This is a genomic window from Streptomyces sp. B93 (assembly GCF_018070565.1).
Classification (GTDB): Bacteria; Actinomycetota; Actinomycetes; order Streptomycetales; family Streptomycetaceae; genus Streptomyces.
The window spans coordinates 13,245-26,843 of the sequence record NZ_JAGPXL010000016.1 but is presented as its reverse complement, the minus strand read 5'-3'; the positions used below and the strand labels follow the sequence as shown (position 1 = coordinate 26,843).

Annotated in this window: 12 protein-coding genes; 6 read left to right on the top strand and 6 right to left on the bottom strand. The window is 71.2% G+C overall.

Going from position 1 to position 13,599, the window contains the following annotated elements:
- Nucleotides 1-163 precede the first annotated feature (163 nt).
- Nucleotides 164-1,063: a D-alanyl-D-alanine carboxypeptidase family protein gene (locus KBY47_RS17705; RefSeq protein WP_247694858.1), complete on the top strand. Its 900-nt coding sequence runs from the start codon at nt 164-166 to the stop codon at nt 1,061-1,063.
- Nucleotides 1,064-1,079: 16 nt separating this feature from the next.
- Here the strand turns inward: KBY47_RS17705 and KBY47_RS17700 are convergent, their stop codons facing one another.
- On the bottom strand, nt 1,080-1,574 hold the full coding sequence (locus KBY47_RS17700; protein WP_210922117.1) for an LURP-one-related/scramblase family protein: 495 nt from the start codon (nt 1,572-1,574) through the stop codon (nt 1,080-1,082).
- Entirely contained in the window at nt 1,571-2,581 is a 1,011-nt protein-coding gene (locus KBY47_RS17695) for a GlxA family transcriptional regulator (protein WP_210922116.1), read from the bottom strand. Before KBY47_RS17695 ends, KBY47_RS17700 begins: the two co-directional genes overlap by 4 nt.
- Before the next feature lie 51 nt (nt 2,582-2,632).
- On the opposite strand from KBY47_RS17695, the gene KBY47_RS17690 reads away from it, so the two are divergent.
- Both KBY47_RS17690 and KBY47_RS17685 read left to right on the top strand, forming a co-directional pair.
- Complete coding sequence (locus KBY47_RS17690; protein ID WP_247694857.1) at nt 2,633-3,037, top strand: cupin domain-containing protein; 405 nt, start codon at nt 2,633-2,635, stop codon at nt 3,035-3,037.
- 38 nt (nt 3,038-3,075) lie between these two features.
- Nucleotides 3,076-4,896 (top strand): NHL domain-containing thioredoxin family protein, encoded by a 1,821-nt coding sequence (locus KBY47_RS17685; RefSeq protein WP_210922114.1) that lies wholly within the window; start codon nt 3,076-3,078, stop codon nt 4,894-4,896.
- A 24-nt stretch (nt 4,897-4,920) separates the two neighbouring features.
- Here the strand turns inward: KBY47_RS17685 and KBY47_RS17680 are convergent, their stop codons facing one another.
- The 3 genes from KBY47_RS17680 to KBY47_RS17670 all read right to left on the bottom strand — a co-directional run bounded on the left by KBY47_RS17680 (nt 4,921) and on the right by KBY47_RS17670 (nt 8,529).
- Nucleotides 4,921-5,172 carry a DUF6458 family protein gene (locus KBY47_RS17680; RefSeq protein WP_210922113.1) on the bottom strand — a complete coding sequence of 84 codons (252 nt, stop codon included), beginning with the start codon at nt 5,170-5,172 and terminating at the stop codon, nt 4,921-4,923.
- A 105-nt stretch (nt 5,173-5,277) separates the two neighbouring features.
- Nucleotides 5,278-6,576, bottom strand: a complete 1,299-nt coding sequence (locus KBY47_RS17675) for a M18 family aminopeptidase (RefSeq protein WP_210922112.1) — start codon at nt 6,574-6,576, stop codon at nt 5,278-5,280.
- 126 nt (nt 6,577-6,702) lie between these two features.
- Entirely contained in the window at nt 6,703-8,529 is a 1,827-nt protein-coding gene (locus tag KBY47_RS17670) for an acyl-CoA dehydrogenase (protein WP_210922111.1), read from the bottom strand.
- A gap of 186 nt (nt 8,530-8,715) precedes the next feature.
- Between KBY47_RS17670 and KBY47_RS17665 the strand changes: the two genes are divergently transcribed.
- From KBY47_RS17665 to KBY47_RS17655, 3 genes are all read left to right on the top strand, one after another.
- On the top strand, nt 8,716-9,180 hold the full coding sequence (locus KBY47_RS17665) for an SseB family protein (protein WP_210922110.1): 465 nt from the start codon (nt 8,716-8,718) through the stop codon (nt 9,178-9,180).
- Between the two features lie 148 nt (nt 9,181-9,328).
- Nucleotides 9,329-10,300, top strand: coding sequence for a pirin family protein (locus tag KBY47_RS17660; RefSeq protein WP_210922109.1), 972 nt, complete (start codon nt 9,329-9,331; stop codon nt 10,298-10,300).
- 78 nt (nt 10,301-10,378) lie between these two features.
- Entirely contained in the window at nt 10,379-11,428 is a 1,050-nt protein-coding gene (locus KBY47_RS17655; protein ID WP_210922108.1) for an AI-2E family transporter, read from the top strand.
- On the opposite strand, the gene KBY47_RS17650 is transcribed toward KBY47_RS17655, so the two are convergent.
- A complete protein-coding gene (locus KBY47_RS17650) occupies nt 11,404-13,539 on the bottom strand; it encodes a SpoIIE family protein phosphatase (RefSeq protein WP_210922107.1) in 2,136 nt (711 codons plus the stop codon). The genes KBY47_RS17655 and KBY47_RS17650 overlap by 25 nt on opposite strands.
- Nucleotides 13,540-13,599: the final 60 nt, after the last annotated feature.

The window sequence follows — 13,599 nt, the reverse complement described above, 5'->3', positions numbered from 1 at the left end:
CATGTCGGCGCCGGTCCAGCATGCGGACGTCAAGAACGCCGCGGAAAACACCGGTCCGCCGCACAACCCTTCACCCCCCTCGCGTGTCTCATACGTGCGGCCCAACCCTGTCGCCCCAACACGGCCGCACCCACGGGGCATTCACGCAATCGGGGTATACGACTTGATTACCGGCATCAAGGGCGTCCGTGTCCGCAGAGCCGCCGCCGTCGGCGTGACCACCGGCGCCATGCTCGCGGCCTGGGCCGTCACCGCCACGCCCGCCCAGGCGCTGACCAAGCCCACCATCTCCGCCCTCGGCGGCTACGCCATGAACGGCGCGAACGGCACCACCCTCTACACCAAGGCCGCCGACACCAAGCGGGCCACCGGCTCCACCACGAAGATCATGACCGCGAAGGTGGTGCTGACCCAGGCGAACCTCAATCTCGACGCCAAGGTCACCATCCGCAAGGCGTACAGCGACTACATCGTGTCGAAGAACGCCTCCTCCGCGCGGCTGATCGTCGGCGACAAGGTCACCGTCCGCCAACTGCTGTACGGCCTGATGCTGCCCTCCGGCTGCGACGCCGCCTACGCGCTCGCGGACAAGTTCGGCACCGGCGACACCCGCGCGGCGCGCGTGAAGTCGTTCATCGGCAAGATGAACCGCAAGGCCGCGCAGCTCGGCATGACCAACACGCGCTTCGACTCGTTCGACGGCATAAGCAATGGCTCGAACTACTCGACGCCGCGCGACCTGACCAAGCTCGCCCGCAGCGCGATGGGCCACTCCACCTTCCGCGCGGTCGTGAAGACCAAGTCGACCCAGCAGAAGGTCACCACCGCCAGCGGCGGCTACCGGTACTACAACTGGTCGAACACCAACACACTGCTGAGCAACTACTCCGGCGCCACGGGCGTGAAGACCGGCTCCGGCAGCCTCGCCAAGTACTGCCTGGTGTTCGCCGCCACCCGCAACGGCAAGACCGTGTACGGCGCCGTGCTCACCGCGCCGTCCGCCAGCCAGCGCGAGACGGATGCCAAGCGGATCCTCAACTACGGGTTCGCCAGGCTGGGCTGAGCGTCCGAGGCGGCGGTCACGCGTTGTCGCGCTCCTTCTCGGAGAGGTGGATCGCGCAGACCGCCACCGCGATCAGCAGCGCCGGATCGGCGTCGTCGCGGACGATGTCGATGCCGTAGGTGTCGCGGACGTGGAACCAGCGGCGGGAGACCACGGCCAGGAGTTCGTCGTCGTACTCGACGGCGAACTCACGGTCGAGGATCTTGCCGCTGACGTCCAGTTCGGTGCCGTCGACGAGCGTCACCCGGTAGTGGTTGCGCAGCAGTGACAGCCGCTTGCGGCGGATGGTGGCCAGCGGGCCGCCGTCGCGTTCGATGAGCATGGTGTCCCGCAGGGAGAGCAGCTTCTGCCGGATGTCGATCAGCACCCGGCCCTGCGGGTCCTTCAGCTCGAAGGTGTCCCGCAGCCGCATCGCCTTGCCGTCGACGAGGAACGCCTTGTCGCCCTGCTGGTCCTCGATCCAGTAGTCGTCACCGAGGCCCAGGATCCGGTCGCGCACGAGATATCTCATGGGACCACCGGTTCCCCGGCGGCCGGTCCGAAACGCCGTCGATAGGCCGACGGACTGAGTCCGGTCTCCCGGCGCAGCCGCGCCCGCAGGTTGGCCGCGGTGCCCAGGCCGCTGCGGGCCGCCACCACGTCCAGGCGCTCCTCGCCCCGCTCGATCAGACGGCAGGCCAGCGCCACCCGCTCACCCGTCAGCCACGCCAGCGGGGTCGTCCCGAGCTGCGCCCGGAAGCGGCGGTGCAGGGTGGCCGGGGAGAGCGCGGCACGCTCGGCGAGGTCCGTCACCGTCAGCGGCTCGGACAGGTGTTCCCGCGCCCAGGCCAGCAGCGGTGCCAGCGACTCGTCGGGCACTTCCGGAAGCGGGCGTTCCACGAACTGCCGCTGTCCGCCGTCGCGGTGCGCGGCGAAGACCAGCCGCCGGGAGACGGCGTTCGCGACCTCGGCGCCGTGGTCGCGGCGGATGACGTACAGCCCGAGGTCGAGCGCGGCGGCGCTGCCCGCGGCGGTGAGGATGTCGCCCTCGTCCACGAAGAGCACATCGGGTTCGAGGAGCACGCGCGGGTGCAGCTCCCGGAAGGCGTCGGCCCACATCCAGTGCGTGGTGGCCCGCCGCCCGTCCAGCAGCCCCGCCTCGGCGAGCGCGAACGTGCCCGTGCACAGGCTCAGCACGCGTGCCCCGCGCGCGTGGGCGCGCCCGATGGCGTCCAGGACGTCCGCGCCGCGCGGGACGACGTTGTCGGGGCGGCCGGGCACCACCAGGGTGTCCGCCTCGTCGACGGCCTCCAGACCGGGCAGTCCGGTCATGGTGAAGAAGCCGTGGTTCATGCGCACCGCGCGCGTGGGCGTGCACAGCGTCACCCGGTACAGCGGCCCCTCCAGCCCCAGCTCCGGCCGTGGCAGCCCGAACAGCTCCGTGGCGACGCCCACCTCGAAGGGGTTGGTGCCCTCGTCGACGATCACGGTCACCCGGTGCGGTGCCGTCGTGGCGGCCTGAGAGGATCGTTGCGGCATATGCGATTTCTAGCACTCGTACGGCGCCCTGTCCCGCCCGAGGATGGCCGCATGGCATCCGAACCCGTCTCACAGCCCGTCTCCCTGCCCGCCGCATTCGCTTCCTTCTCCGAGCAGTGGAGCCCCCGCATCGTCACCGCCGTCAACGACTACGACGTCCGCGTCGCCAAGGTCGAGGGCGAGCACCTCTGGCACGTGCACGACCACACGGACGAGTTCTTCCTCGTCCTGGAGGGGGAACTGCACATCGGCCTGCGCGAGCCCGGCGGGGAGCGCACGGTCGTGCTCGTGAAGGACTCCGTCTTCACCGTCCCGCGCGGTATCGAGCACAAGCCGTACGCCCCCGTCCCGACGCGCATCCTGCTCTTCGAGCCCACCGGCACCCTCACCGTCGGCGACCGCCACGACGCCGTACCGGCCCATGTGGACGCGACGACCGGGCACCGGCTGGCCTGACCGGCCGATTGTCGGTGGCGGGTGGCACTCTTGGGTCCATGACCGCTTCGTCCCCCCGCCGCCGCGCCCGCGTCCGCGCCCCCGAGCTGACCGGCAAGGGCGGCTGGCTGAACACCGGTGGCAGCCAGTACAGCCTCGCCGACCTGCGCGGACGCATCGTCGTCCTGGACTTCTGGACGTTCTGCTGCATCAACTGCCTGCATGTCGTGGACGAGCTGCGGGAGCTGGAGGAGCGGCACCGGGACACGGTCGTGGTGATCGGGGTGCACTCCCCGAAGTTCGTGCACGAGGCCGACCACGAGGCGGTCGCGGACGCGGTGGAGCGGTACGGCGTCGAGCATCCGGTGCTCGACGACCCCGAGCTGGCGACCTGGAAGCAGTACGCCGTGCGCGCGTGGCCGACGCTCGTCGTGATCGACCCGGAGGGATACGTTGTCGCCCAGCACGCCGGTGAGGGGCATGTGCACGCCATCGAGCGCCTGGTGACGGAACTGGAGGCGGAGCACGAGGCGAAGGGCACCCTGCGCCGCGGCGACGGCCCGTACGTCGCTCCGGAGCCGGAGCCGACCGTGCTGCGCTTCCCCGGCAAGGCGATCCTGCTGCCTTCGGGGACCTTCCTGGTCAGCGACACCACCCGGCACCAGCTGGTGGAGCTGGCGGCGGACGGGGAGACCGTGGTGCGGCGGATCGGGTCCGGGGCGCGCGGCCTCACGGACGGCGGCGCCGGCACGGCCTCCTTCAGTGAGCCCCAGGGACTCGCCCTGCTGCCCGACGGCTCCGTGGTGGTCGCCGACACCGTCAACCACGCCCTGCGCCGCTTCGACCCGGAGACGGGCCGTACGACGACCCTGGCGGGGACCGGCGCCCAGTGGATGCACGGGGACACCACGTCGGGCCCGGCCCGCGAGGTGAACCTGTCCTCCCCCTGGGACGTCGCCTGGTGGCGGGGCCGGGTCTGGGTCGCCATGGCCGGCATCCACCAGCTGTGGGCCTACGACCCCGACGCGGACACCGTCGCCGTCGCCGCGGGCACCGCCAACGAGGGGCTCGTCGACGGACCCGGCGCCGAGGCCTGGTTCGCCCAGCCGTCCGGGCTCGCGGCGACCGGGGACCGGCTGTGGCTCGCCGACTCCGAGACCAGTGCCCTGCGCTGGGTGGACCCGGACGGCGCCGTCCACACCGCCGTCGGCACCGGCCTGTTCGACTTCGGGCACCGTGACGGCGCCGCCGGACAGGCCCTCCTCCAGCACCCGTTGGGCGTCACCGCGCTGCCCGACGGCTCGGTCGCCGTCAGCGACACCTACAACCACGCCCTGCGCCGCTACGACCCGGCCACCGGCGAGGTCACCACCCTCGCGACGGACCTGCGCGAACCGAGCGGTGCCGTGGTGGCGGGGGAGGACATCGTCGTCGTGGAGTCCGGGCGGCACCGGCTGACCCGGCTGCGGCTGCCCGAGGAGGCCGTCCGCGTCGAGGCGGTCGCCCACCGCACCCGGCGCGCCGCCACCGAGGTCGCCGCCGGGAAGGTCCGGCTGGACGTGGTCTTCCAGGCCCCGGCCGGTCAGAAGCTGGACACCCGGTACGGCCCCTCGACCCGGCTGCTGGTCTCCGCGACCCCGCCCGAACTCCTGCTGCACGGCGAGGGCGCGGGAACCGAGCTGTCCCGCGCCCTGGAGCTGAACCCGGCCGTGCCGGAAGGGGTGCTGCACGTCTCCGCGACGGCCGCGTCCTGCGACGACGACCCGGAGAACGCGTACCCCGCCTGCCATGTCCACCAGCAGGACTGGGGCGTCCCCGTCCGGCTGACGGCGACCGGCGAGGACCGGCTGCCGCTGGTCCTCGCCGGGCTGGATGTCTGACGGTGCCCGTGCCGGGCGTGGTGCTCACATGCCGTAGCCGTCGCTGTAGCCGTCCCGTCGTGAGTGGGGCCGCTCCTCGTCGATCACCGGCGTCGCGGGGGGCACCACCACGCGCCTGCGCCTCGCGATGCTGCTGAACGTGGTGACGCCGATCAGCCCGACGATCATCAGGATGATCCCGACGAGGTCGAGGTTGACGCCTTCCATCTCCCAGTTGGTCGCGAAGGTGAGGATGGCTCCCGCGGCGATGAGGATGATGCACCCGCCGAGGCCCATGAGTTGTCGCCTCCTGCCCGGTCCGGTCGTTCCGTCTTTCCGGTCAACAACGGGTACCCGGAGACGTCGTGGGCAGTCCTCACCCCCGGACCCGGCGGGCGGGCCTCACCCCTGGAGGAACGCCACCAGCGCGTTGGCCAGCAGATGCGGGTCGTCCCCGCCGCACAACTCCCGTGCGCTGTGCATGGACAGGATCGCCACCCCGATGTCCACGGTCTTGATGCCGTGCCGGGCCGCGGTGATCGGGCCGATCGTGGTGCCGCAGGGCATGGAGTTGTTGGAGACGAAGGACTGGAAGGGCACGCCCGCCTTCTCGCAGGCCGCCACCCACACGGCCCGCCCCGAACCGTCCGTCGCGTAGCGGTTGTTGACGTTCACCTTCAGGATCGGGCCGCCGTTGACGCGCGGGTGGTGCGTCGGGTCGTGGCGCTCGGCGTAGTTGGGGTGGACGGCGTGGCCGGTGTCGGAGGAGAGGCAGACGGTCCCGGCGAAGGCCCGTGCCCGGTCCTCGTAGCCGCCGCCCCGGGCGAACACCGAGCGCTCCAGCACACTGCCGAGCAGCGGTCCGTCGGCGCCGGTGTCGGACTGCGAACCGTTCTCCTCGTGGTCGAAGGCGGCGAGGACGGGGATGTACGGCAGCCCCGCGTCGGCCGTCGCCACCGCCGCCAGGGCCGCCGCCCCGGCGTGCACGGAGAGCAGGTTGTCCATCCGGGGCCCGGCCACCAGCTCCCGGTCGCGGCCCAGGTGGGCGGGCGGCTCCACGGAGTGGACCATCAGGTCCCAGCCCGTCACCTCGCCCGCCGCGAGCCCCGACTCCGCCTCCAGGAAGGAGATCAGGCCGCCGTCGCGGACGTCGTCGCCCAGGCCCCAGACCGGCTGGAGGTGGCGCTGCTTGTCGAGCTTGAGGCCCTCCGAGGAGACCGCGCGGTCCAGGTGGATGGCGAGCTGCGGCACCCGCAGCAGCGGCCGGTCGACGTTGACCAGGCGGGTGGAGCCGTCGCGCAGGCTGAGGCGGCCGGCGAGGCCGAGGTCGCGGTCGAGCCAGGAGTTCAGCAGGGGGCCGCCGTAGATCTCCACGGCGATCTGGCGCCAGCCGTGCGCGCCGGTGTCCGGCAGGGGCTTGACCCGCAGGTTGGGGGAGTCGGTGTGGGCGCCGACGATCCGGAAGGGGGTGTGCGGTGCGGCGCCCTCGGGGACGTACCAGGCCACGATCGCGCCGCCGCGCAGCACGTACTTGCCCCCGCTCGTGCCGTCCCAGGCGTCCGTCTCGGCGACCTGGCGGAAGCCCGCCTTCTCCAGCCGTTCGGCGGTGTTCGCCACGGCGTGGTACGGCGACGGGCTGGCCGCCAGGAAGGACATCAGGTCGTCGGTGTGGCCGCGGTCGAAGCGGGAGGGTGCGCTCATGGAGTTCACCTTAACGACGTGGGAACGGTCGCCTCGCGGGTCGCGTCGGCGCCGGGGAGCACGAAGCGGGCCGTACCCGGACGGTGTGTCCGGATACGGCCCGCTCGGTGCCCTGGGAGGCGGGGACTAGAACGCGTCCTCGTCCAGCTCCATGACGTCCAGGTCGACGCCCTCGGCCACCTTGCGGGCCAGGGTGACGCCGGGCAGGACGGTGGCCGCGAAGAACTTCGCCGCGGCGATCTTGCCGGTGTAGAAGGCCTTGTCCTTGGCGGAGGCCGAGGGCAGCTTCTCGGCGGCGATCGCGGCGCCCTTCAGCAGCAGGTAGCCGACGACGACGTCACCGGAGGCCATCAGCAGGCGCGTGGTGTTCAGGCCCACCTTGTAGATGTTCTTGACGTCCTGCTCGGTGGCGGCGAGGTCGGTCAGCATCAGGCCGACGATCGCCTCCAGCTCGACGGCGGCCTTGGCCAGGTGCTCGCGGGCCGTGGAGAACTCCTCGCCGCCGGTGCCGAGGGCGAGGAACTTCTTGATGTCCTCGGCGAGGGTGTTCAGCGCGGCGCCCTGGTTGCGGACGATCTTCCGGAAGAAGTAGTCCTGGCCCTGGATGGCCGTGGTGCCCTCGTAGAGGGTGTCGATCTTGGAGTCCCGGATGTACTGCTCGATCGGGTACTCCTGGAGGAACCCGGAGCCGCCGAAGGTCTGGAGCGACTGGGCGAGCTGCTCGTAGCCCTTCTCGGAGCCGTAGCCCTTGACGATCGGCAGGAGCAGGTCGTTGAGCGCGTGCTCGGCCTTGGCGTCCTCGCCCGCCGCCTCCTTCACCGCGATCGCGTCCTGGACCGAGGCGGTGTACAGGACGAGGGCGCGCATGCCCTCCGCGTACGCCTTCTGCGTGAGCAGCGAGCGGCGCACGTCGGGGTGGTGGGTGATGGTGACCTTGGGCGCGGTCTTGTCCATGAAGTTCGCCAGGTCGGGACCCTGGACGCGCTCCTTGGCGTACTCCAGCGCGTTCAGGTAGCCGGTCGAGAGCGTGGAGATCGCCTTCGTGCCGACCATCATCCGCGCGAACTCGATGATCCGGAACATCTGGCGGATGCCGTCGTGCTTGTCGCCGATCAGCCAGCCCTTGGCGGGGTGGCGGTCGCCGAAGGTCATCTCGCAGGTGTTGGAGGCCTTCAGGCCCATCTTGTGCTCGACGTTGGTGGCGTAGACACCGTTGCGCTCGCCCAGCTCGCCCGTCTCGAAGTCGAACAGGTACTTGGGCACGAGGAAGAGGGAGAGGCCCTTGGTGCCGGGTCCGGCGCCCTCGGGGCGCGCGAGCACGTAGTGGAGGATGTTCTCCGACATGTCGTGCTCACCGGAGGTGATGAAGCGCTTCACGCCCTCGATGTGCCAGGACCCGTCCTCCTGCTGGACAGCCTTGGTGCGCCCGGCGCCCACGTCGGAGCCCGCGTCCGGCTCGGTGAGCACCATCGTCGAGCCCCACTGCTTCTCGACGGCGATCTCGGCGATCTTCTTCTGTACGTCGTTGCCCTCGTCGTAGAGGATCCCGGCGAAGGCGGGGCCGGAGGAGTACATCCACACGGCCGGGTTGGCGCCGAGGATCAGCTCCGCGTACGACCAGATCAGCGACGGGGGAGCCGTGGTGCCGCCGATGGCCTCGGGCAGCCCGAGGCGCCAGTACTCGGAGTCCATGAAGGCCTGGTAGCTCTTCTTGAAGGACGCCGGGACCGGCGCGGTGTTCGTCTCGGGGTCGAAGACCGGCGGGTTGCGGTCGGCGTCCGTGAAGGACTCGGCCAGCTCGTTCTCGGCGAGCCGGGTCAGCTCCTCGAGGACGCTCCTGGCGGTGTCCACGTCCATCTCCTCGAACGGGCCGGTGCCGTACAGCTGGTCGCGCCCGAGTACTTCGAAGAGGTTGAACTCGATGTCGCGGAGATTCGACTTGTAGTGCCCCATGGCGTCTGGCTCCGTAAGAGAGTCGGCGAGGCACTGTCTCCTCGCACCTAGTTCACGTACCAACAAGTAGCTACGATGATGCTACCCGTCGGTAATAAGAAGCAACCCCGATCGGGCATCTGTGACGCGTGGCTCAGGTGACGGAGGCTCCGGTGGGGGACCGCTGCGCTCGGTACTCTTGCGCTCATGTACGGCTACGACCAGACCGTGGGCCCCCAGCAGCAGTACGCCCCTCCGCAGCAGCCGATGAACGGCGGATACGGGCAGCAGCCGCCGCTGTACCCCGAGCCGTCCCCTCCCTCGCTCGCGGACGCGGTCCGGGCGTTCACCTCCGGGCAGATGATCGCCGAGGACTTCCAGCAGGTCTTCGCGACGTCGAAGGTGTACTGCCCGCGCGGCGACAACCCCGGTTTCCTCGCGCTGCACAACACCCAGCAGCCGGTGATCCCGATGTTCACCTCGCTGAAGGAACTGCGCAGGTACGCGGGCAAGGAGTCCAAGTACTTCGTGATCACCGGTGCCGAGGTGATCGACCTGCTGCCGACCGGCTACGGCTTCGTCCTCGACATGGAGGGCGAGCATCGCATCGTCTTCGATGCGAAGGCCGTGGAGGAGATGGTCGACTTCGCCATGCGCAGGATGTACGGATAGCCGGCCCCGGCTACCGGTATCCGGCCCGTTCGAACCGGTATCCGGCCCCGTTCGAGCAGCCCGGAGGGAATGCCCTCCGGGCTTTCTCTGTTGGGGGTAGCAGAAAGTTCAACGCTCAACTAAACTGGTCGCACAAGGAGGTACCGACATGCCCGCAGTGACCGTCGAGAACCCGCTGACGCTGCCCCGCGTGACCGCCGCCGCAGAGGCCGTGGCACGTCCCGTGCTCGCCGTCACCACCGCACCGAGCGGCTTCGAGGGCGAGGGCTTCCCGGTGCGCCGGGCGTTCGCCGGGATCAACTACCGCTATCTCGACCCGTTCATCATGATGGACCAGATGGGAGAGGTGGAGTACGCGCCGGGCGAGCCCAAGGGCACCCCCTGGCACCCCCACCGCGGCTTCGAGACCGTCACCTACATCATCGACGGCATCTTCGACCACCAGGACAGCCACGGCGGTGGTGGCACCATCACCAACGGTGACACCCAGTGGATGACCGCGGGCTCCGGCCTGCTGCACATCGAGGCTCCCCCGGAGCACCTCGTGGTCTCCGGCGGTCTCTTCCACGGGCTCCAGCTGTGGGTGAACCTCCCGGCCAAGGACAAGATGATGGCGCCGAGGTACCAGGACATCCGCGGCGGCAGCGTCCAGCTGCTCACCTCCCCCGACGGCGGCGCGCTGCTCCGCGTCATCGCCGGTGAGCTGGACGGTCACGCGGGCCCCGGGATCACCCACACGCCGATCACCATGATCCACGCGACCCTCGCGCCGGGCGCCGAGATCACGCTGCCCTGGCGGGAGGACTTCAACGGCCTCGCCTACGTCCTCGCCGGACGCGGCACGGTCGGTGCGGAGCGCCGCCCGGTCCACCAGGGGCAGACGGCCGTCTTCGGGGAGGGTGGCTCGCTCACCGTCCGCGCGGACGAGCAGCAGGACTCCCACACCCCGGACCTGGAGGTCGTCCTCCTCGGCGGGCAGCCGATCCGGGAGCCCATGGCCCACTACGGTCCCTTCGTCATGAACACCAAGGCGGAGCTCCAGCAGGCCTTCGAGGACTTCCAGAAGGGCCGCCTCGGCTCCGTCCCCGCCGTCCACGGGATGACCGAGAACGGCATCTGACCAGACGAGTTGACATGGCGTCACCCGGCCGGGCCGTCCGCACAGGACAGCCCGGCCGCGGCATGATCCGCTGGGGACGTGCCGCTGCTCCCCGACCCCGTACGCAGACTCGCCGCCTGGTGCGCCGTACTGCTGCTGGTCGCGGGCGTGGTCTGGGTCGGCATCCGGCTCTGCGCCGAGCTGCGCACCGCCGTGGTGCCGGTGCTGCTCGCGCTGCTCGGGACCGCGCTGCTCGGCCCCCTGCACCGGCGGCTGGTCAAGGCCCGTGTGAACCCCTCCCTCGCGGCCGGGCTGACCTGTGTCGCCGTGGTGGCCGTGGTCGGCGGCGCCGTCTACATCATCGTCGCCGCGCTCATCGACACCGGCGACCAGATCCTCGCCTCGCTGCGGACCGCCGCCCAGGACCTCGCCCGGCACTTCGGAGCGGCCGGGACCTCACTGGACGACCTGGCCTCCAACGCCCGTGAGCTGCTCGACCGGTTCGGCGGCACGGCCGCCTCCGGGGTGATCAGCGGCGTCAGCGTCGTCGGGGAGAGCCTCGCCATGGCCGTGCTCGCCCTGCTGCTGGTCTTCTTCTTCCTGCGGGACGCGGACCGGGCCGCCGGAGCGCTGCGCGGCCTCGCGCCCAGCGGCAGCGCCGAGCTGGTGGAGGCGATGGCGCGGCGGGCCTTCCGGGCCGTCGAGGGCTTCATGCGCGGGACCACCTTCATCGCCTTCATCGACGCCGTCTGCATCACCGTCGGCCTGCTGATCCTCGATGTGCCCGGCGCGCTCGGCCTCGGCGCGCTCGTCTTCGTCGGCGCCTACATCCCCTACCTCGGCGCCTTCATCTCCGGGGCGGTGGCGGTGCTGGTGGCGCTCGCCGACCGGGGGTTCGTGATCGCGCTGTGGGCGCTCGGGGTGGTGCTGGCCGTGCAGGTGCTGGAGGGGCATGTGCTCCAGCCGGTGATCCAGAGCCGGACCGTGCAGATGCACCCGGCGGTCGTCATGGTCACCATCACCGCGGGCGCGTCCGTCGCCGGAATCCTCGGCATGCTGCTCGCGGTGCCGCTGACCGCCGCCGCCTTCGGCGTCGTCCTGGAACTGCGCGGCCGGTACGGGGCTCAGGAACCGTCCGGGTCGTCGTAGCGTTCGCCCAGCTCGAACCAGGTGCTCTTGCCCTCGCCGCGCGGATCCACGCCCCAGTCGTCCGCGAGCAGCTCGATCATCAGCAGACCGCGCCCGGAGGACGCCAGCTCGCCGGGCCTGCGCTTGTGCGGCAGGTCGTCGCTGGCGTCGGTGACCTCCACCCGCAGCCGCCGCCCGCCCGCGTCGCCCTGCACCTCGGCGGTGACCAGCGCGTCGGTGTCGGTGTGGACGAGGACGTTGGTGAGCGTCTCGGAGAGCAGCAGCACCGCCGAGTCGACCTGGTCGGTCGAGGCCCAGTCGTGCAGCAGCTCGCGCAACTGCTGGCGGGCCACGGCGATCCGCTCCGGCTCGGCCTGCGCCACCGTCATCATCGTGCGGCGCACCCGCGGCGGTACGGCGACGGTGCCGCCGCAGCCGCAGTCCTCGCCCTCCCGGCAGAGCAGCAGCAGGGCGATGTCGTCCTCGCGCCGGTCGGCGAGCGGCCCGGTGGTGTAGTACGACGACGGCCCGTGCACCGTCCGCACCAGGGCGTCGGCCAGCTCCTCCAGGTCGCCCTTGTGCTCCTCCAGGGTGGTACGGATGCGCAGCCAGCCGGTGTCCAGGTCGTGGCCGCCGGTCTCGATCAGGCCGTCCGTGCAGATCAGCAGGGTCTCGCCGGGCTCCAGCAGGATCCGGGTGGTGGGGTAGTCGGCGTCCGGGTCGATGCCCAGCGGCAGCCCGCCCGCCGTCGGCCGCTTCAGCACCGTCCCGTCGGCCATCCGGATCGCCGGGTCCGGGTGCCCGGCGCGGGCGAGGTCCAGTGTCCCGGTCGCCGGGTCGACCTCGACGTACAGGCAGGTCGCGAAGCGCAGGGCGGCGAAGTCGTCCTCGTCGGCGGCGGCGCTGATGCCGTGCAGGAAGCGGGAGGCGCGGGAGAGCACCGCGTCGGGCCGGTGCCCCTCGGAGGCGTACGCCCGCAGGGCCGTCCTCAGCTGCCCCATCAGCCCCGCCGCCCGTACGTCATGCCCCTGGACGTCCCCGATGACCAGCGCGAACCGTCCGCTGGGCAGCGGGATCATGTCGTACCAGTCCCCGCCGACCTGAAGGCCGCCGCCGGTCGGGATATAGCGGGCGGCGACGCTCATGCCCGGGATCCGGGGGATCAGCGTGGGCAGCATGGAGCGCTGGAGGCCGTCGGTCAGCTCCCGCTCGGACTCGGCGGCACCGGCGCGGCTGAGGGCCTGCGCGAGCATCCGGGCCACCGTCGTCAGCACGGAGCGCTCGTCCGGGGTGAACGCCACCGGATAGCTGAACGCCGCCATCCAGGCGCCCATCGTCCGCCCGGCCACGGTCAGCGGCAGGAACGCCCAGGAGCGGCGGCCGAAGTGCTGGGCCAGCGGCCAGGTGAGCGGATAGCGCGACTTGTACTGCTCCGGCGTGGACAGGTACACCGCCCGACCGGTGCGCACCACCTCCGCCGCCGGATAGTCGGTGTCCACCGACATCTGGGTGAAGGGGCCCTCGTCGCCGTCCTGCTGACCGTGGTGGCCGATGATCGTCAGCCGCTCGCCGTCCACCCCGAACACGGCCAGCCCGTCCGGGGAGAACCCCGGCATCGACAGCCCCGCCGCGACCCTGAGCACCTCATCCGTGGACCGTGCCTCGGCCAGCGCCCGGCCCGCGTCCAGCAGGAACGCCTCCCGGGAGCGCCGCCAGTCGCCGGTGACCGCGCTGCGCCCGGCGGGCGTGCCCGGCGCCGGTTCGGTCACCTCCTGGAGGGTGCCGATCAGCTCGTAGGCCCGCTTCTGCGTGTCGAAGGTCGGCTTGGACCTGGACCGGACGACGCGGATGATGCGGCCCCGGTCGTCCATGATCCGGATTCTGACCTCCGCGAGGGTGCCCTCGGCGACGGCGAGCTGCACCACACCGGTGATCTCGTTCCAGTCGACGGGGTGCAGCCGGGCCCTGACCTGGGCCTCGGTCAGGGTCGTCGGATCGGCGGGCAGACCGAGCAGCCGTGCGGCCTCGGCGTCGACCGTGACCTGCCCGGACGCCGTGTCCCAGTGCCAGAGGCCGGTCGCGAGGGCGGCGAGGACCTGCCCCACGGCGGGCAGGGGCTCACCAGTGCGCATTGCCCCACTGTAAGAAGAGGTGATTGGACGATGCCACTGAAGTCGTACGGGGCCCGCCTG

Excerpts from the sequence above, each read along its gene's own strand:
- KBY47_RS17700 (WP_210922117.1), bottom strand. The coding sequence starts at position 1,574 with ATGAGATATCTCGTGCGCGACCGGATCCTGGGCCTCGGTGACGACTAC.
- KBY47_RS17695 (WP_210922116.1), bottom strand. The coding sequence starts at position 2,581 with ATGCCGCAACGATCCTCTCAGGCCGCCACGACGGCACCGCACCGGGTG.
- KBY47_RS17670 (WP_210922111.1), bottom strand. The coding sequence starts at position 8,529 with ATGGGGCACTACAAGTCGAATCTCCGCGACATCGAGTTCAACCTCTTC.
- KBY47_RS17660 (WP_210922109.1), top strand. The coding sequence starts at position 9,329 with ATGCCCGCAGTGACCGTCGAGAACCCGCTGACGCTGCCCCGCGTGACC.
- KBY47_RS17685 (WP_210922114.1), top strand. The coding sequence starts at position 3,076 with ATGACCGCTTCGTCCCCCCGCCGCCGCGCCCGCGTCCGCGCCCCCGAG.
- KBY47_RS17690 (WP_247694857.1), top strand. The coding sequence starts at position 2,633 with ATGGCATCCGAACCCGTCTCACAGCCCGTCTCCCTGCCCGCCGCATTC.
- KBY47_RS17675 (WP_210922112.1), bottom strand. The coding sequence starts at position 6,576 with ATGAGCGCACCCTCCCGCTTCGACCGCGGCCACACCGACGACCTGATG.
- KBY47_RS17650 (WP_210922107.1), bottom strand. The coding sequence starts at position 13,539 with ATGCGCACTGGTGAGCCCCTGCCCGCCGTGGGGCAGGTCCTCGCCGCC.
- KBY47_RS17680 (WP_210922113.1), bottom strand. The coding sequence starts at position 5,172 with ATGGGCCTCGGCGGGTGCATCATCCTCATCGCCGCGGGAGCCATCCTC.
- KBY47_RS17665 (WP_210922110.1), top strand. The coding sequence starts at position 8,716 with ATGTACGGCTACGACCAGACCGTGGGCCCCCAGCAGCAGTACGCCCCT.